General features: G+C 69.8%; 24 protein-coding genes. 10 read left to right on the top strand and 14 right to left on the bottom strand.

Annotation, left to right across the window (positions count from 1 at the left end; genetic code table 11):
* Positions 1–11: 11 nt before the first annotated feature.
* The 4 genes from ACIBI5_RS40775 to ACIBI5_RS40760 are packed head-to-tail and all read left to right on the top strand — an operon-like array spanning position 12 to position 3818.
* Complete coding sequence (locus tag ACIBI5_RS40775; RefSeq protein WP_397255043.1) at positions 12–1088, top strand: extracellular solute-binding protein; 1077 nt, start codon at positions 12–14, stop codon at positions 1086–1088.
* Positions 1085–1978 (top strand): ABC transporter permease, encoded by an 894-nt coding sequence (locus ACIBI5_RS40770; protein WP_397255041.1) that lies wholly within the window; start codon positions 1085–1087, stop codon positions 1976–1978. Before ACIBI5_RS40775 ends, ACIBI5_RS40770 begins: the two co-directional genes overlap by 4 nt.
* Positions 1975–2784, top strand: a complete 810-nt coding sequence (locus ACIBI5_RS40765) for an ABC transporter permease (RefSeq protein ID WP_397255039.1) — start codon at positions 1975–1977, stop codon at positions 2782–2784. Before ACIBI5_RS40770 ends, ACIBI5_RS40765 begins: the two co-directional genes overlap by 4 nt.
* The gene (locus tag ACIBI5_RS40760) at positions 2781–3818 is read left to right on the top strand and encodes an ABC transporter ATP-binding protein (RefSeq protein WP_397255037.1); all 1038 of its coding nucleotides are present in this window, start codon (positions 2781–2783) and stop codon (positions 3816–3818) included. Before ACIBI5_RS40765 ends, ACIBI5_RS40760 begins: the two co-directional genes overlap by 4 nt.
* A gap of 107 nt (positions 3819–3925) precedes the next feature.
* On the opposite strand, the gene ACIBI5_RS40755 is transcribed toward ACIBI5_RS40760, so the two are convergent.
* The 5 genes from ACIBI5_RS40755 to ACIBI5_RS40735 form a co-directional block, all read right to left on the bottom strand.
* Positions 3926–4378 (bottom strand): hypothetical protein, encoded by a 453-nt coding sequence (locus tag ACIBI5_RS40755; RefSeq protein ID WP_397255035.1) that lies wholly within the window; start codon positions 4376–4378, stop codon positions 3926–3928.
* A gap of 27 nt (positions 4379–4405) precedes the next feature.
* Positions 4406–6055 carry a tetratricopeptide repeat protein gene (locus ACIBI5_RS40750; protein WP_397255033.1) on the bottom strand — a complete coding sequence of 550 codons (1650 nt, stop codon included), beginning with the start codon at positions 6053–6055 and terminating at the stop codon, positions 4406–4408.
* Positions 6056–6315: 260 nt separating this feature from the next.
* Positions 6316–7605 carry a DMT family transporter gene (locus ACIBI5_RS40745; protein ID WP_397255031.1) on the bottom strand — a complete coding sequence of 430 codons (1290 nt, stop codon included), beginning with the start codon at positions 7603–7605 and terminating at the stop codon, positions 6316–6318.
* Positions 7606–7838: 233 nt separating this feature from the next.
* The gene (locus tag ACIBI5_RS40740) at positions 7839–8327 is read right to left on the bottom strand and encodes a GNAT family N-acetyltransferase (protein WP_397255029.1); all 489 of its coding nucleotides are present in this window, start codon (positions 8325–8327) and stop codon (positions 7839–7841) included.
* Positions 8324–9877 (bottom strand): XRE family transcriptional regulator, encoded by a 1554-nt coding sequence (locus ACIBI5_RS40735; protein WP_397255027.1) that lies wholly within the window; start codon positions 9875–9877, stop codon positions 8324–8326. The genes ACIBI5_RS40740 and ACIBI5_RS40735 overlap by 4 nt, the downstream gene beginning before the upstream one ends.
* Before the next feature lie 297 nt (positions 9878–10174).
* Here ACIBI5_RS40735 and ACIBI5_RS40730 point away from each other — a divergent pair, with 297 nt between their 5' ends.
* From ACIBI5_RS40730 to ACIBI5_RS40715, 4 genes are all read left to right on the top strand, one after another.
* Positions 10175–10429, top strand: coding sequence for a hypothetical protein (locus tag ACIBI5_RS40730; RefSeq protein WP_397255026.1), 255 nt, complete (start codon positions 10175–10177; stop codon positions 10427–10429).
* Between the two features lie 466 nt (positions 10430–10895).
* Entirely contained in the window at positions 10896–11840 is a 945-nt protein-coding gene (locus ACIBI5_RS40725) for a mechanosensitive ion channel family protein (protein WP_397255024.1), read from the top strand.
* A 16-nt stretch (positions 11841–11856) separates the two neighbouring features.
* Positions 11857–12237 carry a globin gene (locus ACIBI5_RS40720; protein ID WP_397255022.1) on the top strand — a complete coding sequence of 127 codons (381 nt, stop codon included), beginning with the start codon at positions 11857–11859 and terminating at the stop codon, positions 12235–12237.
* 17 nt (positions 12238–12254) lie between these two features.
* Complete coding sequence (locus tag ACIBI5_RS40715) at positions 12255–13772, top strand: alpha-amylase family glycosyl hydrolase (protein ID WP_397255020.1); 1518 nt, start codon at positions 12255–12257, stop codon at positions 13770–13772.
* A 166-nt stretch (positions 13773–13938) separates the two neighbouring features.
* On the opposite strand, the gene ACIBI5_RS40710 is transcribed toward ACIBI5_RS40715, so the two are convergent.
* The 6 genes from ACIBI5_RS40710 to ettA all read right to left on the bottom strand — a co-directional run bounded on the left by ACIBI5_RS40710 (position 13939) and on the right by ettA (position 19113).
* Positions 13939–14316 carry a nuclear transport factor 2 family protein gene (locus ACIBI5_RS40710; RefSeq protein ID WP_397255018.1) on the bottom strand — a complete coding sequence of 126 codons (378 nt, stop codon included), beginning with the start codon at positions 14314–14316 and terminating at the stop codon, positions 13939–13941.
* A gap of 98 nt (positions 14317–14414) precedes the next feature.
* A complete protein-coding gene (locus ACIBI5_RS40705; RefSeq protein WP_397255016.1) occupies positions 14415–15581 on the bottom strand; it encodes an MFS transporter in 1167 nt (388 codons plus the stop codon).
* Positions 15582–15650: 69 nt separating this feature from the next.
* The gene (locus ACIBI5_RS40700) at positions 15651–16073 is read right to left on the bottom strand and encodes an acyl-CoA thioesterase (protein WP_379614879.1); all 423 of its coding nucleotides are present in this window, start codon (positions 16071–16073) and stop codon (positions 15651–15653) included.
* Positions 16074–16103: 30 nt separating this feature from the next.
* Positions 16104–16619, bottom strand: coding sequence for a VOC family protein (locus ACIBI5_RS40695; RefSeq protein ID WP_397255014.1), 516 nt, complete (start codon positions 16617–16619; stop codon positions 16104–16106).
* A 122-nt stretch (positions 16620–16741) separates the two neighbouring features.
* Positions 16742–16957 carry a hypothetical protein gene (locus tag ACIBI5_RS40690; RefSeq protein WP_397255012.1) on the bottom strand — a complete coding sequence of 72 codons (216 nt, stop codon included), beginning with the start codon at positions 16955–16957 and terminating at the stop codon, positions 16742–16744.
* Positions 16958–17448: 491 nt separating this feature from the next.
* Positions 17449–19113 (bottom strand): energy-dependent translational throttle protein EttA, encoded by a 1665-nt coding sequence (gene ettA, locus ACIBI5_RS40685; RefSeq protein WP_397255010.1) that lies wholly within the window; start codon positions 19111–19113, stop codon positions 17449–17451.
* A 61-nt stretch (positions 19114–19174) separates the two neighbouring features.
* On the opposite strand from ettA, the gene ACIBI5_RS40680 reads away from it, so the two are divergent.
* Positions 19175–19732, top strand: coding sequence for a thymidine kinase (locus tag ACIBI5_RS40680; RefSeq protein WP_397255008.1), 558 nt, complete (start codon positions 19175–19177; stop codon positions 19730–19732).
* Between the two features lie 71 nt (positions 19733–19803).
* Positions 19804–20835, top strand: coding sequence for a fatty acid desaturase family protein (locus ACIBI5_RS40675; RefSeq protein WP_397255007.1), 1032 nt, complete (start codon positions 19804–19806; stop codon positions 20833–20835).
* 55 nt (positions 20836–20890) lie between these two features.
* On the opposite strand, the gene ACIBI5_RS40670 is transcribed toward ACIBI5_RS40675, so the two are convergent.
* The 3 genes from ACIBI5_RS40670 to ACIBI5_RS40660 form a co-directional block, all read right to left on the bottom strand.
* Complete coding sequence (locus ACIBI5_RS40670; RefSeq protein ID WP_397255005.1) at positions 20891–23224, bottom strand: M64 family metallopeptidase; 2334 nt, start codon at positions 23222–23224, stop codon at positions 20891–20893.
* A gap of 317 nt (positions 23225–23541) precedes the next feature.
* Positions 23542–24663, bottom strand: a complete 1122-nt coding sequence (locus ACIBI5_RS40665; protein WP_397255003.1) for a GGDEF domain-containing protein — start codon at positions 24661–24663, stop codon at positions 23542–23544.
* A 493-nt stretch (positions 24664–25156) separates the two neighbouring features.
* Positions 25157–26095 (bottom strand): single-stranded DNA-binding protein, encoded by a 939-nt coding sequence (locus ACIBI5_RS40660; RefSeq protein ID WP_397255001.1) that lies wholly within the window; start codon positions 26093–26095, stop codon positions 25157–25159.
* Between the last annotated feature and the right edge of the window lie 103 nt (positions 26096–26198).

Below are 26198 nucleotides of genomic sequence, written 5' to 3'. Positions count from 1 at the left end.
GTAGATAAAGGATGAAACTTCGTATCGGGGTTGCTCTCGCATCCCTGTTCGCGCTGACGGCCTGTGGCGGAGCGGGCGCGAGTGACTACGACTGGGCCGCCGCACCGGACGCAGCGAAGATCGCCGAGCAGGGCAAGGACCTGCCCACGTACGGCCTGGCCCCCGACTGGGCCAACTACGGCGAGGTGGTGAAGGCGTTCTGCGCCAAGCACAACGGCACCTGCGCCCACAAGGACACCGACATGTCCTCCTCGGAGGAGATCGTCCGCATCGACGCGGAGAAGGCCAACCCCATCGCCACGGCCAGCGACATCGGCCTGATGTGGGGCCCGGTCGCCGAGGCCAAGGGCGTGGTGCCCGTCTACCAGCCGCCGTCGGCGGCCAAGCTCAAGGACTGGCAGAAGGGCAAGGGCGGCTGGGTCGCCACCTTCGTCGGCGCGCCCGCCTTCGTGGTCAACACCGACAAGGTCAAGAACCCGCCCAAGAGCTGGGCCGACCTGCTCAAGCCCGAGTACAAGGGCATGATCTCCACCAAGAACCCGGCCTCGTCCGGCACCGGCCAGGCCATGGTCGTGGCCGCCGCCGTCGCCAACGGCGGCTCGGCCGAGAACCTGGCCCCCGCCTACGGCTACTTCAAGAAGCTCAAGGACGCCGGCAACCTCAGCGACGTCAAGATGAGCGAGGAGACGCTGGAGAAGGGCGAGGCCCCCATCCAGATCAACTACGACTTCAACGGCATCGCGCAGAAGGCCGCGCTGAAGGAGAAGAACGTCAACGTCGAGGTGATCATCCCGGCCGACGGCTCCGTCTGGTCGCCCTCCGGCCTGATCATCAACAGGTACAACACCCAGAAGGGCGACTTTCTCAAGGGCTTCCTCGAGTACGTGCTGTCCGACGAGGCCCAGCTCCTGTTCGCCAAGTTCGGCGCCCGCCCCATCCGCGCCCTGAACGGCGACCTCCGGGTCCCGGCCGAGGCGAAGGCCAACTGGCTGCCGGAAAGCGCGTACGCCCCCGTGAAGGAGATCGAGATCACCAAGGTCAACGTCGAGACGATCGTCGCCGACTGGGAGGCCAAGGTTCTCGCGTGACCTCCCACGTAGAGGGACGACCGGCGATCCTCACGCGCCGGTCATCCCCCCGCAGATTCCTCACCAGGTGGGGGCCCGCGCTGCCCCTGCTGCTGTTCACGGCGGCCACGCTGGTGCTGCCCGCGATCATGCTGGTGTACGAGAGCTTCGCGCTGCCGGACGGCGGTCTCGGCTTCGAGCACATCACCAAGGTCGCGAGCAACCCCGTGGACCGCCAGGCCATCGGCGGCTCGCTGGCGCTCGGCGTCGCGCAGGCCACGCTGGCCACCGCGATCGGCGCCCCCGCGGCCTGGCTGATCACCCGGATGCGGCTGGGCGGGCGCGCCTTCTGGCTCTCGCTCATGAACGTGGCGTCGAACTTCGCCGGCATCGGCCTGGCCTTCGGCTTCGTCGCGCTGATCGGCTCCACCGGCATGCTGACGCTCATCCTGAAGGCGCTGCTCGGCATCGCGGGCAACCCGTTCCCCTCGACCGGCTCCTTCAACGGCATGAACCTGGTCTACCTGTACTTCAACGTGCCGATGTTCGTCCTGCTCACGCTGCCCGCGCTGAGCGTGCTCAAGGACGACTGGCAGGAAGCGGCCGAGGTCTGCAAGGCGACCCGCTGGCAGTTCTGGCGGTATGTCGGCGTCCCGGTGCTGGCGCCGTTCGTGGCCGCCGGCTGGCTGCTCGTCTTCACCTGGACGATCGGGGTCTACGCCGTCGCGTACGCGGTGGCCGCCTCGCCGGGCTCGCAGAAGCTCATCACCCTGCAGATCGGCACCACGCTGGAGACCTCGGTCTTCGGCCTCGGCCGCGCCGCCGTCCTGTCGGTGCTGCTCATGATCCTGGCCATCGGAGCCACCGTGCTCTACCGGCTCTGCCTCAAGCGCGCCGCGAGGTGGTTGTGACCAGACGTGTCCTCCTCGGCCTGCTGGCCGTCTACTTCGGCCTGCCGCTGCTGGCCGCGCTGCTCTACTCGGTGGCCACGCGGTGGACCGACACCCCGCTGCCCGACGGCTACACGCTGAGCCACTGGATCAACGTCTTCGCCAAGCCGGACGTGGTCGGCGCGCTCGGGCGTTCGCTGCTGCTGTCGGCCGTGGTGGTCGCCATCGAGATCGTGCTGGTCGTGCCCGCCGCGTACTGGTCGGTGGTGCACAATCCGCGCATCGGCTCGATGATCCAGACGATCGCCGTCATCCCGTTCGCGATCCCGTGGGTGGTCGTGGGGGCGGGGATCCAGCTCGTCACCAAGTCGGTGGCGCCGCAGTTGTTCGGCACGTTCTGGCTGCTGGCGGCCTCGACCGCGGCGATCGCCTTCCCGTTCATGTACCGGGCGGTGGAGAGCTCGCTGCTGGCGGCGGGAGCCGTACAGCTGAGCGAGGCCGCGGCGACGTGCGGGGCCGGCCCGATGCGGACGCTGGTCAAGGTCATCGTGCCGGCCATCCGCGGCGGCGTCGTCTCCGGCGCGCTGCTGGTCATCGCGACCGCCATGAACGAGTTCGCGCTGGCCAAGATCCTCACCGGCGTCAGCTTCGAGACGCTTCCGCTGTGGTCGGCCCGCCAGTTCGTCTCCCGCACGCTCGGCGACCCCAACGCGCTCGCCGTCGTCACCATCTTCACCTTCGGCCTGCTGTTCGCGCTGTCCGCCCTGGTCGTCTGGCTCGGCCGCGGCCGGGTGAGCGCGAGCATGGGAGGGAACACCATCTCATGAGCCATGTCGTACTCGACCGCATCACCAAGCGCTTTTCCGGCCACACCGCGCTCAACGGCGTCAGCGTCCACGTGGAACAGGGCGAGATGCTGGCGCTGCTCGGACCCTCCGGCTGCGGCAAGACCACGCTGCTGCGCTGCATCGCCGGCCTGACCGCCTTCGACAGCGGCCGGTTGACCATCGGCGGGGCCGACATGTCCGGTGTGCCGGTCAGGAAGCGGCCGATCGGGATGGTCTTCCAGTCCTACGCACTCTTCCCCAACCTCACCGTCCGCGGCAACGTCGCCTTCCCGCTCACCGTGCGCAAGGAGGACCGCGGGCGCACGCGGGAGCGCGTGGACGAGATGCTCGCCCTCGTCGGCCTCGACCAGCTGGGCGACCGGCTGCCGAACCAGCTGTCCGGCGGCCAGCAGCAGCGCGTCGCGCTGGCCCGCGCCCTGTCGCCCGGCCCCGAGGTGCTGCTGCTCGACGAGCCGCTGTCCGCCCTCGACGCCCAGGTACGCACCCGGCTGCGCGACGAGGTCCGCCGCATCCAGCACCAGGTCGGCATCACCACCGTCTTCGTCACCCACGACCAGGCCGAGGCGCTGGCCATCTCCGACCGCGTCGCGGTCATGAACGCCGGCGACATCGAGCAGTGCGGCCCGCCCGCCGAGATCTACACCGCGCCCTCGACCCGCTTCGCCGCCGGCTTCGTCGGCAACCGCAACACGCTCGAACTGTCCGCGGTCGACGGCAGGGTGCGCGCGGGCGGGGCGTTCGACGTGCCCGCGCCGTCGGAGCGGGTCCTCGCCATGTTCCGCCCCGAGGACGTCGAGCTCTCCCGCGAAGGCGAAGGCGAGGGCGCCCGCGCCACCGTGGACGTCACCGTCTTCCTCGGCGCCACCACCCGCGTCTACACACAGGTCCAGGTCAACGGCCACCCCGCCACGGTCTTCGCCGACATCTCCTCGCGCGCGGCATCCGGCCTCACACCGGGCGACGAGGTCCGCTTGCGCGTCGCCGACGCGCACGTCCAGGTCTTCCCCGCCTGACTTTTCCGGTACGGCCCCGCCGGGTGCTCACCCGATCGCCCGGCACAAGCCCGCCCAGGCGCCCACCCCGACCGTCCAGCGCGAACGCGGCCCGGCGTTCACCCCGGTCAGCCGTTTCCGGTGGCCAGGACCCACGCCAGCGTCAGCGGGACAGCCGACCCCACGACCAGGAGCACCAGCACCCGCAGCCATCCCGGCAGCCCGCGCTCCGTCACCACCGCCGCGGCCGCCCCGCTCAGCCCGAACGCCATCACCGCCGACACGCTGTCCGGCACCGTGTCGGTCCACACCGGCAGCACCCACTGCCCCAGCAGGACCAGCGCGGCCAGCACCGCGGCCAGCCACCCGGTCGCCGCCGCCCGTGCCACGTTCACCAGCCGCAGCAGGTACCCGGCGCCGACCAGCACCGCCGCCGAGATCGCCGCCTGGGACCCGAGCAGCGTGGCCAGGCATCCCCAGTCCTCACAGCCGACGGCCTGGTAGACCAGCTCGACACTGGCCCACCACACCAGCCCCAGCGCGGCGTAGACCGCCGCCGCCCTCGCCCACCGCCCCCGCATGGCCCCATCATGGCCAATCATCGTGATCTACGCGAGGTCGGCGGCCCGCTTCTCGTCCCAGGCGGCCTCCGTGGTCCGGCCCAGCTCGCGCAGCGCGACGGCCCGGTTGGCGTGCACGTCGGCCTGCGGTTCCAGCTCCAGCGCCCGCGTCAGGTCGGCCACCGCGCCCTCCAGATCTCCCGTCTCGTAGCGCAGCACGCCCCGGTTGGCCCAGGCCGCGGCCAGCTCGGGCGCCGCCGCGAGGGCCAGCTCGAACGCCTCGTGCGCGGCGTCGTACCGGCCCGCGGACGTCTCCAGCTGACCGAGCACGGCCAGCAGGTGCGGGTTGCCCGGCGCCAGCAGCAGCCCGGCCGTCACGTCGGTCCTGGCCTCCTCGTCCCGCTCGGCGGCGGCCAGCAGGCCGGCTCGGTTGATGTAGGCGTCGAGGTAGCCGGGATCCAGCACGATCACGTGGCCCAGGTCGGCCAGGGCGCCTTCCTCGTCGCCCTCGGCCAGGCGCAGCTCGGCCCGGTTGTAGTACGCCTCGGGCAGCGGCGGGCCCGCCTCGATCGCCGCTTCGTAGTCGGCCAGCGCCTCGGCGTACCGGCCGAGCCGGAAGCGCAGGTTCCCGCGGTCGACGTAGTAGTCGGGGAAGGCCGGGTCCAGCGCGATCGCCGCGTCGTAGTCCTGGAGCGCCTCGCGTGTACGGCCCGCTCCGGCCAGCAGTTGCGCGCGGTTGGCCAGCAGCACCATCCGGTGCACCGGGTGCCGCTCCCCCAGTTCCTTGGCCAGCTGAAGCGCCGACTCGACCAGCTCCAGCGCCCGCCCGGCGTTGCCGAGCCGCAGCTCCACCAGGGCCAGGCCGTTGCGGTCGAAGCCGAGCTTGAAGGCGCGCTCGACCGGGTCGGGCAGCAGGGTCGAGATGGCGATCGCCTGGTTGAGCCAGGCGCGGGCCCGGCCCAGGTCGCGTTGCGCGGGATCGGGGTGGCGGGCGTCCAGCATGGCGGTGCCGTACGCGCCGGCGGCGTGGACGGCCGGATCCTGGCTCACGCGCCGCACATGCTCCCACAGCGCCCGCGCCTCCCGGGTACGGCCGAGCCCGCCGAGCGCGGTCGCGGTGCGCTGGGCGAAGCGCCACCACAGGGTTCCTCCGGCCGGGGCTCGGTCCATGCCGCGCTCGCCCAGTTCGGCCACCGCGTGCAGGAATCCCTCCCGCACGCACCGATCGACGACGCGCCACAGTTCCTCGGCGTCGCGCTCGTCGCCGGGATGGTCGGGACCGTCTTCATAGACGGTGAAGCTCAGCACCTCCGCCGGAACCCTGCGCATCAGCACGGTCAGCAGTTCGGCGTCGGTGGGGTCGGCCCATGCCGCGTTGCTCACCACGACGGCGCCGCCGGGCGCAGCGGCGGCGCGCACGAACTCGGCCAGTCCGTTGGCGATCCTCAGCGTACGGCGGGGCGCGGGGACCAGGATCCGCTCGTCGTCGGGCAGTTCGGCGTCGAGCGTCACCCGGCGGGCCGGCACCCGGTCGCGAAGACCGGGCGCCGCCGCACGGATCTCGATGTCGTGGGCCGCCACGAGACGTTCGGAACGTTCCATGGCGGCCGGCACGAGGTGGTGCAGTAGCGCTGCCCCGACGGTATAGGGACCATGAGGCAGCCGGTGCGCGTCGATCGGCGGCACCAGCAACGCCATGTCGTCCACTCGGGCCGGTGGTGCACCCTGAACCCTGAGATGGGACCTCTTCTCGATCACCCCTGGTGAATGACGCTGGAGGTCCCGGTAAGCTTCGCGGTTCCTGGCTTACGGACGACGATGCGCTTCATGGTGTACCTCTCTAGTACGGGGTAATTCACCATTATTCGGACACTCCACCGAATATCAAGATTTATAAGGAATAAGCCGGAGGCCAATAGGTTAGAACTTGTTGTAGCTTATTGGCCGTTATTTGTTGATTAGTTGGGCCGAAACCAGCTTGCGGCCGTGACCTTCTGCTGTTCGGCTTCCTCGATGAGCGTGCACAGGCAGCGACCCAGCAAGGTCACCGACTGGCAGCACCCCGGTCCCGTGGCCGAGCGCGCCCGGACGATCGCCGTGGCACGCTGGAGCAGGCGGTCGAGACTCGGCTCGCCGCTGCCCTTGACGGCTCGGTTGTTCCATGGGCACGACTCCCGTTCCGCGCAGGCCATCGCCTTGACCGGAACGATCGGCAGCGCCGTACGGACCAACCTGAGTGGATCGTCGCGTTTGACCCGAAGGTCCGCGAGGACCTTCGCCGCGCGGCGCGAGACCCGCAGCAGCCCGGCGTCGGAGCCCGGCGGCGGCTGCTCGGTCTTCTCCGCCTCGCCCGCCATCGGCGGACCGCCGCGGCCGGGCACGACGAGCAGCATCGCCCCCGCCATGAGCCCGCCGCCGATGATCAGGCTCATCCCGACCGGCTCGCTGAACCACAGCACCGCGATCGCCGCCACCCAGAGCGGTTGCGACGACATCAGCACCGCGCTCGGCACCGCCGGCACGTGGATCTGCCCGTAGGAACGTGCCAGGAAGCCCAGCGCGCACGCCACCACGGACAGGTGCGCCAGGATCATCCAGTCGCCCCCGGTGGACGGGACCACGATCCCGTCGCGCGCCGCGAAGGCGCCGGTGAACAGGCCGATCGTGGCCAGCTGGATGACGGTGACGGCATAGGCGTCGTAGCCTTGCCCGGCCCTGGACACCCGCGCCAGCAGCAGCGTGTGCCCCGAGTAGAGCGCCGCCGCCCCGAGCGTGACGGCCAGCGCGACAATGGATAGCTCGTGGTCCTCGGCCCCGCTCAGCAGGGTGAACACCGTCATCCCCGCCATCGCCAGCGCCACTCCCATCCACACCCGCGTCGGGACGCGGACCCGGAAGAGCGCCAGCGCGAGGAGCGGCGTGATGATCACGCTGCACCCCACCGCGAAACCGGACACCGAGGAGGGCAGACTCTCCAGCGCGACCGCCTGGGCCGTCTGCCCCACACCGAACATCACCCCGAGAACGATCGCGTTGGTCCAGGTGGACCGCGAAAGCCCCCGCAGACACCCCGGCCGGAGGAGAACGAGTGTGATCGCCGCGATGGTGTATCGCTCGGCGAGCAGATCCTCCACTGGTAACCGGTGAATGAGGTCCTTCATCAGCGGAAACGCCGACCCCCAAGCGGCGCTGACGAACAACAGAAGCACGGCTCCCAGGAGGGGTCGGGGAGCGGGCACGCCTGCCATGGGAAAAGCATGGCACTACAATCAGCAGCCGCCGGTGTACAGCCCGGAGCTGGTGAGGCTCCTCTACCACTCGGAGTGAAGGGCCTCACTCACGGGTCCGCACACCCCTACCCGGCCCCTTTGACGAATCGTCCATTCCCCACAATTCTCCCGCCCACCTTGGGCATCTCTTCCCACGCGCCCCCGGACGCGGAAAGGGCGCCAGTGGTGACTGGCGCCCGGAGAAGGACGGATCAGCGGTCCGCGACCGCCGCGGAGGTGAGGCGCTTCTCGATGAACACGACGGTCAGCGACCCCACGCGCCGCCGTGAGACCTCCAGCCACCCCAGCGCGAAGTACAGCGCCAAGGCGGCCTTCTGGTTGAGCGTGGTGTCGCCCTGGACGCTGTGGAAGCCGAGCTCCAGTGCCCGCGCCTCCAGAGCCTGCACCATGGCCCGGCCGAACCCGCGCCGCTGGAACTGCGGATGCACCCGCAGGCGGCACATCTCGGCCATGCCGGCGTCGACGGGCTTGACACCGCCCATGGCCACGACCCGGCCGTCGACCTCGCCGACGAGGAACTCGCCGCCGCAGGCCAGGTAGATCTCCTGGATGCGAGGGAAGTCGTCGTCGTAGTAGACGCCGTCGCCCGGTGCCAGGCCCACCTCCGCGAGGCAGATCCGGTGCAGAGCGAGGATCGTGTCAAGGTCAGACCAGCGGTAGCGCCTGATCTTCAGGTTCATGCACCATTGCTCCCTTCCCCGACGGGCGCCTTGAAGAGCTGACTCCGGTAGCCAGGCAGGTCGGGGTGGTTGGGTTCCTTGGCTCTCACAGACTGCTCCAGCTGCAGAGCGGGCCGCATGACGAGTTCGGTGCGGTACTCGTCGCTCAGTTTCGTGAGAGCGGCCGTGCCTATCTTGAGGGCTTCGTCGACGTCGCCCTCGATCAGGCGGCACTGCGCCTGGTCCAGGCGGATGAGCGTCTGGTCGAGGATGTGGTCGGAGTACTTGTCGAGCGCCTGGCCGAGGACGACCTCCGCTTCGAGCGTCTGCCCGAGCTTGGTGAGGACGTCACCCTGATAAAAGTAGAGCTGCTTCTCGGTGTAGCCGAAGGCGACGTCTTCCTGCTCGTGCGCCTTCATGTGGGCGAAGGCCGTCCTGGCCCGCGTCAGCGCGCGCTTGGCCTGGTCGACGATCTCCTTCTTGCTGTCGGTGCCGGAGATCATGGCGAGCGCGCGGGCCTCGACGACCGGCGCCATGGCCTGCGCCGCGCAGGACGTCTGGCCGGCCAGGTCGCGGCTCTTCTTCGCGAGGTTGAGCGCTTCGCGGGCGTCGCCGTAATAGAGGGGTACGAGGGCTTCGCGAGCGGTGACCCACGCGCGCAGGGCCCGGTCGCCCGTCTCGTCGGCCGCGGTACGGCCGGTGCGGAAGAAGGATCGGGCCAGCCGGTGGTCGCCCAGGTTGATCATGATCATGCCGCTCAGCCCGGCGAGCTGGGCGGCCATGCGGCACAGCCGTTCCTGAAGGTCGATCGGCTGCCTGCGCGACATCGCGGTGCGCACCGCGCTCAGCTCCAGCAGCACGTCGCACAGGAGCCGCAGCGGGGCGGTCGTGGTGTACTGCCGGCCGAACGCGAGAGTGGCGTCCTCCCACTGGTCGAGCATGGCGGCGGAGACGGAGGACGAGACCAGCATCTCGTCCATCCGTCTCCTGATGCCCTCGGCGGCGCCGATGACCTGGGCGTCGAGCTTGAGCGACGTGTCGCCGCTGAGCAGCTTTAACAACGTCCTGCGCATGACGTTCTCGTGCTCTTCCCCGGCCTCGTCCGTCGGCTCGGCCGAGGAGGCCGGGACCCAGATGTCGCGCGGGCGGTCGATCTCGATGGTGTCGATCGTCTCGCTGCGGACCACGCCGGGCATCCGGTGCCCGTGTCCGCAGATGCAGGGGCCGTCGTAACCGAGCGACTTGGGCTCGACCCGGTAGACGCTGCACAGGTAGTGGAGGTATTCGGGTCCGGGCCGCTTGAGCCCGCTCTCGTACGCCGACAGCAACGTCTCACCGATGCCCGGCGGCGGCTTCTCATCTCGTTCGAACAGGGCGCGCACCTGCTCGATGACGTCTGCCAGCGCGATGCCGTGGCTCAGGCGATGACCTTTGATCTTGGTCGTCCCGAACTGTGGCTCACAGGCTTCGTGGATCTCCTCAGCGATCTGGGCAGCGGTCCGGCCGGCGGCGAGGCCCTTGGCCCGGATCCGCCGTGCCATTTCCGTTTCCCTGTGCTGTCTGCCGGACATCCCGGCCCCTCTCACACACGTCCCGACGGGTCCGCTACCGCTGACGCAGCGTAATCCGAAGATAGCACTGCGCCTACCAAGAACTATGGCCCATTAATGACAGGTTGAAAACGTCCTCTTGAAGCTTACGGTTAAGGATCGTCCCCCCGCGGACTGTTTCTTACAACCCACTAGGGAGAAGGTCGCTCCCTGTGCACGGGGGGGCCTCGTTGCGTCACCGGCCGACTTGAGTCATCTTTTGCTCACCAGCAACGATTCAAGGGAGGCATCGAGGTGGGAGGCGACAACGTCGGACACTTGGAGAGGCTCGCGGCGGAACTCTGCAGCCATGGGCTGCTCGCCAGAGTAGTGCGGACGCAGTCCGGCCGGCTCTTCGTACGGGTCATCAATCCAGCGGCCACCAGCCTGTCCGAAAACGTCACCTGCCGGCCGAACGCCGACGTCCCCGACTGGTGGTACTGCTGGTCATGGGGCGAACGGATGCACACGGCCGACGATCCGGCCGGTGCAGCGACCAAGGTCGCACGCGTGCTCGCCGCGGTGGGGGAGTGACCATGCGGTGATCCGGGTGGAGCGCAGCCACCTCGGCTCACCGCGCCCAGCGCGGCCTCTCGGAGCCGGCGGGGTGCCCGGTGCGGAGGGTTTCCGTTTGCGGAATCCTTGGGCATCTCGCCGGTTCCGGCCCTTTCTCAGCTCGTAACGCTTGGACCGCCTTCCGGGTCGAACCGGAGGGTGCATCGGGGGATCCCTCCCGGAGAACGGCACGGGACATGCTTCCGGGTGTGTGTCCCGTCCGAGCTGTCCGTCACCGGAGCGCCAAGCCCGCCCTCCGCGGCCCCGGGCCCTGGCGACCCCGTCTTCCCCGGCGTGATGTGACGGCGGCCGGTTCGGTCGGCGGTATCTTTTGAGGCGATTTGCTCATTAGTGACCGTCGACCGAACCGCATCCGGAGGGGATCCACCTCGTGCTCGTCACGCCACAGCCATCACCGTCGCCGTCGCCGTCGTCCTCCACCGGCTTGAGTGACACGATCGACAAGTTCGGCACGGGCATGGCCGACCTCTGCAGCAAGGACACGGTGTTCTGCAGTGGCCTCGCGCAACTGATGGGCAACAGCGGCTGGGCGCCCGTCGTGGCCACCACGATCACGATCATCCTCATCCTGGTCATCGCCATCGTCATCAGGAACGTGGCGCACCGCCTCATCGGCCGGGTCGTCAACCGGGCGTCGAACACCACCCCGATCGCCGGCCGTTTCCGCAAGAACGGCGCCGCCACCGACGGCATCGACGCCCTCCTCAGCGAGCGCCGCAAGCAGCGCGCCGAGACCATGGGCTCGGTGCTCAAGCACATCGCCTCGATCGTCATCATCGGCACCGCCGTGCTGACCGTCCTGGACCGGCTGACCATCCCCATCGCCCCGCTGCTCACCAGCGTCGGCATCCTCGGCGTGGCGATCGGCTTCGGCGCGCAGGAACTCGTCAAGGACTTCATCGCGGGCATGTTCATGCTGCTGGAGGACCAGTACGGCGTCGGCGACGTCGTGGACGTGGGCGCCGCCGTGGGCACGGTGGAGGCGGTCACGCTCCGGGTGACGCGGCTGCGCGATGCCGACGGCCGGGTCTGGTACGTGCGCAACGGCACCATCGCCCGCGTCGGCAACGAGTCGCAGGGCTGGTCGCGCGCCTACATGGACGTCCCGGTGGCCTACGACTCCGACGTGGCCGCCGTACGCGAACTGCTGCAGCGGGTCACCGCGGAGCTGTGGGAGGACCCCGAGTACCGCGAGTCGGTGATCGTGGAGGAGCCGAGCGTCTTCGGCGTGGAGCAGCTGTCGGACAGCTCGCTGGTCTTCCGGGTCTCGGCCAAGACGCTGCCGGCCCGCCAGGCCGAGGTGGCCCGCGAGCTGAGGCTCCGGGTCAAGGCCGCCCTGGACGCGGCGGGAATAGCCATCGCTCCCTAACACTTAGGCTTATACCGTGACTGAGATTTCCTTCTACGACGCCGTCGGAGGCGAGGAGACGTTCCGGCGCCTCGTGCACCGCTTCTACGAGGGCGTCAAGGAGGACCCCTTGCTGCGGCCCATGTACCCGGAGGAGGATCTCACCGGCGCCGAGGACCGGCTGCGCGGGTTCCTGATCCAGTACTGGGGCGGGCCGACGACCTACAGCCAGGAGCGCGGCCATCCGCGGCTGCGCATGCGCCACGCGCCGTTCCAGGTCGACGAGGCCGCGCGGGAAGCCTGGCTGCGGCACATGCGCGACGCGGTCGAGGATCTGGAGCTGGCCGAGGACCTGGAGAAGCGGCTCTGGGACTATCTGGTGTACGCGGCGCACAGCATGGTGAACACTCCGACATAGCGGGCATGACACGCCACATGGATATCCCCTGGTGGCGTGATGCCATCGTCTACGAGATCTACGTCCGCAGCTTCTCCGACGCCTCCGGTGACGGTGTCGGCGACCTCCCCGGGATCCGGGAGCGCCTGCCGTACCTCAGAGACCTGGGTGTGGACGCGATCTGGCTGACGCCGTTCTACACCTCGCCGATGGCCGACGGCGGGTACGACGTGGCCGACTACCGTGACGTCGATCCGCTGTTCGGGACGCTGGGCGACTTCGAGTCGCTGGTCTCCGACGCGCACGAGCTCGGGCTGAGGGTGGTCGTGGACATCGTGCCGAACCACAGCTCCGACCGGCATCCGTGGTTCCAGGAGGCGCTGCGGGGCGAGCGGCGCGAGCGCTACCTGTTCCGGGAGGGCGGGGCGCTGCCGCCGAACAACTGGCAGTCGACGTTCAGCGGGCCCGCGTGGACGCGGGCGGCGGACGGGCAGTGGTATCTGCATCTGTTCGCGCCGGGCCAGCCGGACTTCAACTGGCGCGATCCCGAGGTGCACGCGGAGTTCCTGGACGTCCTGCGGTTCTGGCTGGATCGCGGTGTGGACGGCTTCCGCATCGACGTGGCCATGGGCCTGTACAAGGCCGAGGGGCTGCCCGACGTCGAGGACCAGTCGTTCACGTCGGTCTCGCCGGTGTGGGGGCAGCCGGAGGTGCACGAGGTGTACCGGCAGTGGCGCAAGGTTTTGGACTCCTACCCCGGCGAGCGGATGGCCGTCGGCGAGGTCTGGACGGACAAGGCGGAGGATCTGGCCCAGTACGTGCGCCCCGACGAGTTGCACCAGAGCTTCAACTTCGCGTGGCTGCAGGCGCCGTGGTCGCCGACGGCGTTCAAGAAGGTGATCGACGAGACGATGGCGACGGTCCCGTTCGCGACCTGGGTGCTGTCCAACCACGACGTCGTACGGCACCGCACCCGCTACGACACCGAAGACCCGGGCACCGGCCTCAAGCGGGCAAAAGCCGCATTGCTCACCATGCTTGCCCTGCCCGGTAGTGCATACCTCTACCAGGGGGAGGAACTAGGCCTCCCCGAGGTGAAGAATCTTCCCCCGGAAGCCCGCCAGGACCCGGTCTTCCTCCAGTCCGAGGGCAAGCTCCCCGGCCGCGACGGCTGCCGCGTGCCGATTCCCTGGACCGCCGGAGGCGCCTCGTTCGGCTTCTCCCCCGGCGACGTCAAACCCTGGCTCCCCCAGCCGGAGGCCTTCGGCGAACTGAGCGCGGAAGCCCAGACCGGGCAGACCACCTCGACCCTCGAGTTCTACCGCCAAGCCCTGACCACCCGCCGTGAACTTGTACATTCCCTGCCATACACCGTGGAGTGGCTGGATTCCCCCGAGGGCGCGCTTTTCTTTACCCGTGGCCCGCTGACCTGCGTGCTCAACTGCGGCCTGGAACCCGTGCGGCTTCCGCCGTACGACAGCGTGCTTCTGTCGAGCGGCCCGCTCGACGGCGGCCTGCTCCCGCCCGACACGGCGGCCTGGCTCCAGCGCCCCTAGCGCTGTGACCGCGTAGGTTGGGATCCGGCCCACCGCAGGCTTCTGCTGTGCCTCACCCCGACCTACGCGCTACCTGTGCCGGCGGTGGCGGGCGCCCCCTCAACACCGCAGTCCAGGAGTGCCGAAAGGGACAAGTTCCCGCGAAGGACGGCGACAGAAGAACGGCTCAGGAGGCGGACGGCCCGATCTCCCCCGCGAAGACGATGACCTGGTCGATGAGGCTCCGCCGCAGATGGACGACGTCCGTTCCCGCCAGGCGGGGGCCTCCGCCCGGCGTGGTGAAGACCCACTTGTACCGGGCCCACTCGTCAGGCATGTCCACCGCTGAGCAGCGCACCATCGTGCCGGTCCCCGCAGGGTGGCGCCGAATGTCCCGTACGAACCGCTCGACCGCCGCGATTCCTTCGCTGCGGCCCAACGGCCCCCAGAAGACCACGTCTGAGGTCAGGGCCTGGGAGAGCAGGGCGGTCACATGGCTGTCGTCCGAGGCGTTGAACGCGGAGATGAACGTGTCGATCGCGGAGCGTGCCGTCTCTTCCTGCATGCCCCAGTAATACCAGCCGTTGCGCGTGCGCTCGTCCCGCGAGCCGCCTTCCGATCACGGTGGACGTCCCGGTCACAGCACTGGACAGCCCGCGGGCGTCATGGCGCCCCCCGGCCCCGCTCCGACCCGACCGGGACCACCGGCAGCGAGGCCAGGCACAACACCAGCCCGACCCCGAACCCCGCCCAGAACCCCGCGTGCGCGATCAGCACACCGAGCAGCGGCGCTGCGACCAGGGCGACGACGTTCTGGATGCCGTTGTGCGTGCCGAGCACCCGCCCCGCCCAGCCGGGCCCGGCCAGCTCCCCCGCCGCGAGATAGGCCAGCCCGTTCCCCGCCACGGTGAGCACCGCCGCCAGCGCCAGCGTCACCGGCCCCGCCCACGCGATCGCCGCCGCCCCGGCGGCCGCCTGCGCGCCGACCAGCAGCGCCAGCACCGCCGCCGTCGTGACCGTGAGGATCCGCAACGGCGCCATCCGCAACCCGGTCCGGTCCGACCAGCGCCCCACCGCGATCCGCACCACCGCTCCCCCGATGGCCGCCGCCCCGAAAAGCTGCCCCGCGTGCACCGTGTCCCACCCGTAGGTGCCGACGAGGCAGGCCACGCCGTACGTGCTGACCGCGATCTGCGGCACGACGTGCAGCGCGCTCGTGCCGTGCACCCGCCACAACACGCTCTTCCGGTACGGCGAGGCCGCCTGCGGAGCGCTCGCCGCGGACAGTTCGCGCGGCGGCTCGGCCAGCAGCAGCCCGGCCAGGACCGCCGCGACCAGGCAGAACCCGGAGCAGACCAGCAGCACGCCGGACAGCCCGTACGCGCTGGACACCGCCGGCAGCAGGAAGCCCGCCACCGCCATCCCGAGCGTGTAGGAGACCTGCCGCAGCCCCATCGCGACGCCGCGCTCCGGCGGGTCGAACCAGCGCAGCACGATGCGCCCGCCGCCCACCATGGCCGCCGATCCGGCCGCGCCCGCGAGCGCGAGCAGCGCGACGACCGCCCACGCCGCCTGCGCGAACGCCGCCGCCGCCAAGAACACCGAGGCCAGCCCGACCCCGGCGCCGAGCACCACCCGCTCGCCGCGCCGGTCGGCCAGCACGCCCCAGGCGACGAGGGCGAACAGGATCCCGATGCCGGGAGCGTTCCCGATCACCGCCGCGACGGGCAGCGACACCTGGAAGTCGCGCTGGATGTCCGGCATGACCAGCGGAAGCCCGAAGAGCCCGAGCGTGACGCTCGTGTGGGCATTGACGCCGAGTCCCAGCATCCCCCAACGCCTCTTATCGCCCACAACCTCCGATATTTCACGACCTGAGGCTGTTTGCGCGAGCCCGTATTACTCCGCGAGATACCGCTTGAGATAGATGAGCTCGTCCTCCAGCAGCCGGCGCGGCGCCGCACGGTCCACGTCATAGGCCACGAGCACCGACCGGGCGGTCACGAAGACCTCGTGCTCGTCCCGGATCTCGTACTCCAGCGTGAACCGCACCGGCCGCACCTCGGTCACCCACGTCTCCACGCTGACCGGATCCGCCCGGAACGTGAGCGGCCGCCGGTAGTCGATCTCATGCCGGGACACCACGAGCCCCTTGAACGGCGCGTCCCCGGCACGGTACGGGTCGATGTGCAGCATCCCCAGCCGGGCGTCCTCCAGATAGTCGAAAAACCGCACGTTGTTGACGTGCCCGAGCGAGTCGATGTCGGCGAACCTGACCATCCTCGGGAAGATGTGCCGCTTGGCCGGGGATCTCTTGACCACCCCACCACGCTATCGACTGTCATCGCGTGGTCATGGGCTGGGGATGCCGTTGCCGTCGAATCCACGTCCGGCCAGCACATCGTCGAGGCTCACCCGGGTCCCGCCGTGGTCGCCGTCGGACTGGGCCAGCTGGATCAGCACGCCGTGCGCCTCCTTCGGGTGCAGGAACACCTCGCGCCAGCGCGGATCGCCGGTGTTCAGCCCGTGCAGCCGGTACCCCTTCCCGGTCAGCCTGGCCACCGCCGCGTCCATGTCCGTGACGTGGAAGTTGAGGTGATGGACCCCGCCCCTGCCGCGGGTCAGCTCGAAGAAGCTGTCGAAGAAGGCCGATCCGGCCAGGGGTTCCATGAGCTCGACCTTGCCGCCTCCGGTGTAGGTGAGCTGCACGGTCCGGTACCCGGCCGCCCGGCTGTCGCCACCGCCGCCCAGGTGCCGTCCGCCCAGAAGGTCCTGGTAGATCGGGAGCAGGTCCCTGATCCGGGGGGCGGCCACCGCCGTGTGGTCGAACGTCACGCCGAGGCCGTCAAGATCTTGTTCCAGTCCCACGCTTGGGCTCCTCTCGCGCCATCTAGAATTTCATTCTAGACATGGACGGGCAGGTGCCGCGCGGCGGGCCGATGTTGCGCGGCGTTCACAGGTTGCTGCGCGGCCTTCAGGTGCTGCGTGGCTTACAGGCTCTGCGCGGCTTTCAGGTGCTGCGCGGCGTAGGAGCGCCAGGGGCGCCATCGGTCCTCGCCGGGGTGGTTGAGGCGGACGTCCGGGTCGTGCAGGGCGCGCATCCGGATGAGGGCGGCCTCCCGCTCGCCCAGGCCGGGGAGGTCGGCGAGCCGCTTGCCGGCTTGCTGCGGGTCGGCGGCCTCGTCCAGGCGCAGGCTGCCGTCCACGAGCACTTCCAGCAGTGGCCCAACGACCGTCAGGTCGTCGTCGAGTCGCTCAGGATGGCCAGGATCCCTGCCCCGTTGCGCGGCCGGGGTTTCGCCCTCCTGCGAACCCTCATGCAGGCGACCCCGCCTCTGGGCGCCGCCGCCCTCACCATGCTCGTGATCGCCGCCGGTCCCGTTGTGGCACTTGTCTGGGCAGGCGGGGCCGTGACGGCGGGTACCACGTCCGACGTGAGAAGCGATCCCCCCGATCGGCGCGAGCGCACGTCGGCGGGTGGCGTGGGGGCGGCTCCGCCGTAACGGATGGGCGGCGCACGGAGCGAAACACCTCAAGCGGCCGCGAACCACCAGCCATCCATCACAGGCCGGAGAAAGGCGCGCACCAGAGCCTGAAACGCCCCACGACCGGGAACCAGAGAAGCGCCTGAAACGCGCAGGCCGCCACCCTCGCGGACGAGGACGGCGGCCTTGTACGGCGAGCGACCAGAAACGGGCTAGTCGCGGTGGAGCTTGCGGTAGGTGACGCGGTGGGGGCGGGCGGCGTCGGCGCCCAGGCGCTCGATCTTGTTCTTCTCGTAGTCGGCGAAGTTGCCTTCGAACCAGAACCAGTTCGAGCCCTCCTCCCAAGCCAGGATGTGCGTGGCGATCCGGTCAAGGAACCACCGGTCGTGGGAGGTGATGACGGCGCAGCCCGGGAAGTCGAGCAGGGCGTTCTCCAGTGAGCCCAGCGTCTCGGTGTCGAGGTCGTTGGTGGGCTCGTCGAGCAGGAGGACGTTTCCGCCCTGCTTGAGGGTGAGTGCGAGGTTGAGGCGGTTACGCTCGCCGCCCGACAGCACGCCGGCCTTCTTCTGCTGGTCGGGGCCCTTGAAGCCGAACGCCGCGATGTACGCGCGCGAGGGCACCTCGACCTGCCCGACCTTGATGAAGTCGAGGCCGTCGGAGACGACCTCCCAGACGTTCTTGCTCGGGTCGATGCCGCCACGCGACTGGTCGGCGTAGGAGATCTTGACAGTGTCGCCGACGATGATCGCGCCGTTGTCGGGCTTCTCCTGGCCGGTGATCATGCGGAACAGCGTGGTCTTGCCGACGCCGTTCGGGCCGATGATGCCGACGATGCCGTTGCGGGGCAGGTCGAAGGTGATGTTCTCCATCAGGACGCGGTCCTCGAAGCCCTTGGTGAGCTTCTCGGCCCTGATCACCGTGGTGCCCAGGCGCGGGCCCGGCGGGATCTGGATCTCTTCGAAGTCCAGCTTGCGGTGCTTGTCGGCCTCGGCGGCCATCTCCTCGTAGCGCTGCAGACGGGCCTTGCTCTTGGTCTGGCGGGCCTTCGGGTTGGAGCGGACCCACTCCAGCTCGTCCTCCAGGCGCTTCTTGCGCTTGACGTCCTTCTGGCCTTCGACCTTCAGACGCTGCGCCTTGGCCTCCAGGTACGTGGAGTAGTTGCCCTCGTAGGGGTAGCAGCGCCCACGGTCGAGCTCGAGGATCCAGGTGGCCACGTTGTCCAGGAAGTAGCGGTCGTGGGTGACGGCCAGGACGGTGCCCTGGTACTTCTCCAGGTGCGACTCCAGCCACTGCACGCTCTCGGCGTCCAGATGGTTGGTGGGCTCGTCGAGCAGCAGCAGGTCGGGCGCCTCAAGCAGGAGCTTGCACAGCGCCACCCGGCGGCGCTCACCACCGGACAGCGTCGTCACGTCGGCGTCCGGCGGCGGACAGCGCAGCGCGTCCATCGCCTGCTCGAGCTGCGAGTCGAGCTCCCACGCGTTGCGGTGGTCGAGCTCGTCCTGCAGCTTGCCCATCTCCTCCAGCAGCGCGTCGCTGTAGTCGGTGGCCATCAGCTCGGCGATCTCGTTGAAGCGGTCGAGCATCGCCTTGGTCTCGGCCACCGCCTCCTCGACGTTGCCGAGGACGGTCTTGTCCTCATTGAGCGGCGGCTCCTGCTGGAGCATGCCCACGGTGTAGCCGGGCATGAGCTTGGCGTCGCCGTTGGAGGGATGATCAAGGCCCGCCATCATGCGCAGCAGAGTCGACTTGCCGGTGCCGTTCGGGCCGAGCACGCCGATCTTCACACCGGGCAGGAACGAAATCGTGACGTCGTTCAGGACAACCTTGTCGCCATGCGCCTTGCGTACGCGCTGCATCGTGTAGATGTACTCGGCCATGCCCTCTAGCTTAGGGCGTGTGTCACCCCGCCCTGGCCACGGTTGCGGTTAACGTGTGCGGGTGCGCCAGGGACGGGTCGAGGTCATCGCGGGGCCGATGTTCGCGGGCAAGAGCGAAGAGCTCCTGCGGAGGGTACGGCGGGCCGTCATCGCCGGCCGCCGGGTCGAGGTGTTCACCCACCGGCTGGACGTGCGCAGAGGCGCGGACCGGATCTCCTCCCACGCCGGCGCCGGCCACCCGGCCCGCTCGGCCGCGACCGCCGCCGAGATCGAGTCCATGGCCCACCCCGCCGCCGATCTGGTCGCGGTCGACGAGGCCCAGTTCTTCGGCCCCGATCTGGCCGAGGTCGCCGACCGGCTGGCAGTACGCGGCGCCGTCGTGGTCGTCGCCGGTCTGGACGTGACCTTCGACCGCCGGCCGTTCGAGCCGATGCCATCTCTGATGGCGCTGGCCGAGCACGTGACGAAGCTCACCGCGATCTGCCTGGTCTGCGGAAACGACGCGATCTTCCACGAGCGGGTGACCCAGGTGGACGGCAGCGCGACCGATGTGGTCGCCGAGCACGTGGGCGGCGAGGACAAGTACCAGGCCCGCTGCCGGGTCCACGTCAGAAGGTAGGGCTAGCCCCCCTATGGTTCGGGGTGTCCACGGGCTTAGAACGGGGGGAGATCTTCAACAGACTCATCAGCATGACCACCGAGACGATCGCGCGGCCGGGTACCGGCAGCGACTACGCCCGGCTACTCCAGCGCGTGACCGATGCCGGCCTGATGCGCCGGCGCCCCGGCTACTACGTGGTGCGAATCGGCCTCATCCTCGGCCTGTACGCCGGCGGCCTGGCCGCCTTCTTCGCGCTCGGCGACTCCTGGTGGCAGGTGGGCGTGGCCGTGTTCTTCGCCGTCATGTTCGCCCAGGTCGCGCTGGTTTCCCATGACATCGCCCACCGTCAGGTCTTCCGTACCGAGAAGCCCACCAGGATGACCGGCTGGGTCACCGGCAACCTGCTCGTCGGCATGGGCTACGGCTGGTGGATGGAGAAGCACACGCGCCACCACGCCAACCCGAACCACGAGGAACTCGACCCGGACGTCCGCCCCGACGTCATCGTCTGGTCCAAGGAGCAGGCGCGCTCCAGCAAGGGCCTGGCCCGCATCATCGGCCCCCGCCAGGCGCTGCTGTTCTACCCGCTGCTCCTGCTCGAAGGCCTGAACCTGCACGTGTCCGGCTTCCGCTCGCTGACCAACCCGAAGCTCAAGTTCAAGGCCATCGAGGGCGTGCTGCTGACCGTTCACGTGGTCGGATACCTGGCGGCGTTGTTCATGGTGCTGTCGCCGGTGAAGGCGCTGATCTTCCTCGCCGTCCACCAGGGACTCTGGGGCCTGTACATGGGCTCGGTCTTCGCCCCCGGGCACAAGGGCATGCCCACGCTCAAGCAGGGCGAGAAGCTCGACTACCTGCGCCGCCAGGTTCTGACCACCCGCAACGTGCGCGGCGGCGTCGTCACCGACATCGCGATGGGCGGCCTCAACTACCAGATCGAGCACCACCTGTTCCCGAACATGCCCAGCCCGCACCTGCCCCTCGCCCAGTCGATCGTCCGCGACCACTGCGCCGAGATCGACGTGCCCTACTACGAGACGAGCCTGATCCAGTCGCACCGCGAGGCCCTGCAGCACATGCACGAGGTCGGCGAGCCGCTGCGGCTGGGCAACCTCGAGTAGCCGCCGGGGGAGTCGAAGGGGCGGGCGCGGGAGGGGAGCGCCCGCCCCTTCGAGGTCAGTGCCGGTGGCCGTCGTCGCCGTGCTGCGGCTCCGCGGAGTTCTCCACCGCCGTGTACGGCACCGCCGCCACCTTGGCCATCGCGCCGGAGACGGCGGCGGCCGGGTCGGGACGGCCCGCGTGCGCGCATTGGCCGGTGGCGGCGCCGGTGATCCGGTTCGCCGCGCCCAGGTTGGCGGGGGCCGCGCTGTTTCCGGTGCACACCAGCGCGCCGCGGACGGTGCTCCCGGCCAGCGCCGGCGCCTGGTTCCCGGTGAGAACGAGCGCCCCGCGCACCTCGGTCCCGGCGATGACCAGGGCGTCCGTGGTGCCCTTGATCTCCGCCGCGCCGTTCACGCGGCCCTTCAGCAGGTGCACCTGTGCCGCCTTGGACGTGCTCAGAACGCCCGAGATGCTTCCGCCCCGCATGACCAGGGAGGCGCCGGGCCGTACCGAAACGGGACCGGTCACCTTCGCTCCTTCCAGGCAGGTGACACCGGAGGTGACCACCAGCGCGCCGCGGTGGGTGCCCGTGACCGTGCGGTCGCACGCGGGCGGCGGCGCCATCGTGGCCACCCGGAAGCTGCCGGCCCTGCCGTAGTTGCCCGCGGCGTCGATGGATCGGTACTCGATCGTGTGGCGGCCGCGCGCGAGCTTGCCGTACACGAGATGGTCGATGACGGTGCCGCTCTCGCTGAACGTCCACGGCAGGTCGGCCGAGGTCGGCCAGCCGAAGTAGTTGAACCAGCCGTCGCCGTCCACGCGCGACTCGGACACCACGTAGCCGTCCTTGTCGTCGCGGCCGGTCAGCCGCATCGTGAACGGCCCGTTGTACAGATACAGATCACCGTCTTTCACCACAGGCTCGGACAACTCGTAGCCGGTCGTGGGCGGCGTGCCGTCAACGGTCCAGGTCACCGTGTCCGCCCCGGCGCTCGCGGTGAGCGTGTGGACCCCCGGGCTCAGGTCCTTGAGCACGAAGTCGCTGCCCGAGTCGCCCACCTTCGTGCCGTCCAGCTTCCAGGTCACCGGGACGAGCTGCCGCGCCGGATGCGTGGTCTCCACGTACATGACGTCGTCGCGCCCGGCCGGCCTGGTCGCGGGGGCGGCCGAGACGATGCCGGGAGCCAGCCCGTCGGGCGGCGTGGTCAGCGCGGTGTCGACCGTCCAGGTCCTGCTGCGGGTGAGCGCGGCGCGCACCGCCGGGTCCCGCACGAACTCCGTGGTGTCCGCCACCGTCGCCGTGACCGTGTGCGTCCCGGGCGACAGGTTCAGGGCACGCAGGTCAAGAGCATCCTCGGTCGAGGGTACGGCGGCGCCGTCCACACTCCAGGCCACCTTCAACGCGTGACCCAGCGGCCGCATGGGCTCCACCCACAGCACCCGGTCCGCCCCCACCGGCGCGTTCACCGGCGTCGAACCCTGGATCACGTCCGTCTTCGCGGTGATGCGCTGCACCATCACCTCGCGGCTGACCTGGTCGAAGTAGTAGCCGAGCGACTTCATCATCGAGTGCCGCGAGGGCCGCCACACCCCCGTCGAGGCGTACAGCCCGCCCTCGAACCGCGCGATCGGCCCGCCGGACTCGCTCTCCTCGCCCAGCCAGCGCCACCACTTGCGCTTCTGGTCGAGCATCTGCTGCTCGGTCAGCAACGAGTGGTGCGCGCTGGACGGCTCCGGCCCCGCGTAGGCACCGCCCGGGACGCCGCGCTGGTAGTAGTCGTACTCGTCCTGGAGCCCGCCGAGGGAGTGGCCCAGTTCGTGCGGGCTGATCAGGGCCGACATCGCGTTGCTGCCGGAGGCGGTGGCGTAGGAGCCGCCCGCGCCGCCGTACGTCTTGCTGTTGCCCAGCGCCAGAATCTGCCGATTGCCCGGCGTGGTGCCCGTGACCATGTTGGCGTAGCGGTTGGCGGCGGAGTTGTTCATCGTGATGAGCCGCTGCACGCTCTGCGCGTTGCACTGCCCCCAGAACCCCATGCTCAGGGGCGTGTTCTTACGCGGTGAACCGAGATCGGGATCGCAGCTGATCCCCGAGTCGGCCGAGACGATGTCCACGCGGTAGACGTTGATGTAGTTCCGGTAGCTCTTGAACGGCTCGATGGACCACATCACGTTGAGATGCCGGTCCACGTCGGTCTTGAAGGCGGCCTGCTCGCTCTCGGTATACCCGTCACCGAGAAGCACCAGGTTGAAACGCTTGGCCGGATCCCCGGTGACCTGCACCGGAACCACCGTCCCCGCGCCGGGCTCGGCGGCGCTGGCGGGAAGGGGGTGAACAAGAAGGGATCCGGCCAGCAAGAGGGCGGCTAAGGCGCCGGTGGCGCGCAATGGGACCTCCGGGGTGTGGTACATGACGTGCTAGTACTATCCGCGCACGCCACCCATCCGTCCCATCTCACCTGGGGATAACCCCAGCGATATGCCCCACCCTCGCGTCGGGGCAGGAGAACCCCCGCGAGCGGCGTGGTGCCTCAGACGCGGGGAATGCCGCCGCCTTGCGGATCCCGGCCACACGGCCTGGTCCTCACGCCTGCTTCCGGACCCATACCCCAAGGCCGCACACGGAGGACAGCGGCGAGCCCGTGCACCGAGGCCGCACGCGACCGCAAGGGCCCGTGGCGAAGCCTCCGCAGGCCATGTGGCAGGAGGGTCTTGTGGGGCGGGGGTGGTCAGGGTGGGGGGAGGGGTGGGTCGGCTGGGGGTTGGGGTGGAGGTGTGGGCTGGACGGCGGGGATGCAGATGCGGTCGCGGCCCAGTTCCTTCGCGCGGTACAAGGCCAGGTCGGCGGCGGCGAGGAGTTCGATCAGATCGTCGCCGTGGATGCTCATGATGGCCACTCCCGCCGAGATCGTGATGGTGATCATGGCGTCGTCGGCGGGGATGGCCATGCGGCCGATGCGGTGGCGCAGGCGTTCGGCGACGCGGCGGGCTTCGGAGATGTCGGCTCTCGGGAGGAGGACCACGAACTCCTCACCGCCGAAGCGGCCCACCACGTCGTAGTCGCGGAGCTGGCCGCGCAGGGTCGCGGCCACACCGACCAGGACCTGGTCGCCGACCAGGTGGCCGTGGGTGTCGTTGACACGTTTGAAGTGGTCGATGTCGATGATCAGCAGGGCCAGCGTCTCACCGGTACGGCGGGCGCGGACGATCTCGGTGTCGGCTTCGCGCTGCCAGGCCGCCGCGTTGAGCAGGCCGGTCTTCGGGTCGGTGCGGGCCGCCGCCTGCAACTGGGCGTGCAGGAGGCTGCGCTGCAGCAGGACGACCGGCGGCAGCGCCAGGACCAGCAAGGCCAGGTTCAGGCCGCAGGCTATGGCCACCGTGACGCCCAGGCAGAGCTCGACCACGTCCAGCAGGACGCTCTCCCGGTCCCACAGGACGTCGCGCCAGCGGGTGTCGGGGTCGGCGGTGTGGGCGGCCACGGCGATGAGCGCGGTGTTGAGCAGGGCGAACAGCGTGGCGCAGGCCACCGCGTAGAGGATCGGGGTGCCGCCGCCTCTGGACAGGACGGCCGGGTCGGGGACCAGGCGGTGGAAGACCACCGAGGCGGTGCACCCGGCCAGGCCGATGGCGGCCGAGCTGAACACGCGCCGGTACAGGACCGTGGCGCGCACCCGCAACTGGAGCAACACCTGCAACAGGATCGGCGCGAACAGGGCGTAGACCGGCGGCAGCAGCAGCGCCACCGGCAGCCACCACGCCGACAGCAGGTCGCGTGAGACACCGGCCGGCATGCCCAGCCGCCTGGTCGCCTCGATGCAGACCGCCCCACAGGCCATCAACGCGCCGAACATCAGCAGATCTGACCAGCTAAATTCGGCAGATGTCGCAAAGACCGCAATGGCCGCGACATCCAGGATTACGATCCCTATGAGATAGACCACGAGGGCGCGGCGCTGCCCCAGCAGCGGCCAGCGGCCGGCCAGTGTTGACACACCGTCGCGAGACTTGACCGAGGTGTGACTGGTCGCCGCCATCCCGTCTCCTCTCAGACTAACGATGTGTAACACAATAGTTGCGGAGTGTGCGTTGCGCGACGGGAACCGCTACCTTTGGCTCGGTGGCCTTTGCGTCATGCGGCCACCGAATGGGATGCCGCTCACTCCGCGAGCGGGCCGTGCGGGAAAGGAGCAGCCATGGTGCGGGGCGTGACCTGGACCTGACAGATGCTCTCAACATCTGACACGGGCAACACCATCGGCTGATCCGCGCGGTGTCCGAGCTCGCCAGGCTCGGGGACACCGACACGTCACGGCCGGTGCCCCCTCCTCCTCCGCCCGCCTGAACTCAGGCGGCAGCCCGCTCCTCGACGGGATCGCCTGAGCCGTCGCCTGCTGCGCCGAGCACCCTCACCAGCGCGTCACCGTCGTCGAGCGCGCCCTCCGGCCCCTCACGCCGCACCCGCCGCCGACCACGAGCGGCCTCCGCCGCCACGCCGCCCTTCCCCGGCTCCCGAGCCGCCCCGGCCCCGCCCTTCCCCAGCTCCCCGGCTTCGGCCCTCCGCAGCTGCCCGGCCGCTCCGGCAAGGCCCGGTCCGGGCTCCCGCGCGACTCCGGCATCGCCTGCCCCAGGCTCACCCTCTGGCACGAGACCACCGGCGGCACCGGGGTCACCACCGGCACGCCGGAGCGCGGGGTCACCCGCCTCCCCCACGGACCCGCCCAGCACACGAACCTCCCCCGTCCCGGCCGGAAGGGCGGCGCGGAGCGGGTCGCCGCCGGTCAGGGCGCGCTCCCGGGGCTCCGGCAGGCCGAACGCCGGGTCGAGCTCCGCGGCACCGGGTCGGGGACGGCCGCCGCCCATGGCCCAGTCCTGGGTGTCCTCGTCGAGCCGATCGCGCCGCTCCCTGCTCACGATCGAGGCCCCGCGCTCCGGCTTGCTGAACACGCCGGTCCCCCACCGGAGGTCGTGGCCCACCGAAGAGGCCTCCACCTCGGCCATGAACCGCCGGTCGTCCTCCGCCCCGAACTCCCTGATCCGCAACTTCCCCGACACCACGACCGGATGCCCGACCCGGATCGACTGGGCGACGTTGTCGGCCAGCGCCCTCCAGCACCGTACGGCGAAGCAGACCTTCTCCCCGTCGGCCCACTGGCCGGTCTTCTTGTCGAAATAGCGGTGACTGGTCAGCACCCGCAGCGAGGTCACCCGGACCCCGTCCTCGAAGGTGTACTGGCGCGGCTCGGATGCGACGTTGCCGGTGAGCGTGATGTAGATGTCGTTCATCGGTTGCCTCCCATGCGGCGGGCGGGCTGCCCGCGGACGGAGGCCACGTTCTCGCGAACGGCACCCGGAAGAACCCGCCGAACGCCGTTCTGGGGACAACCGG

Origin of the sequence: Nonomuraea sp. NPDC050540, from assembly GCF_044457485.1 — a bacterium.
GTDB lineage: Bacteria > Actinomycetota > Actinomycetes > Streptosporangiales > Streptosporangiaceae > Nonomuraea.
This window is presented reverse-complemented; position numbering and strand designations above follow the sequence as displayed.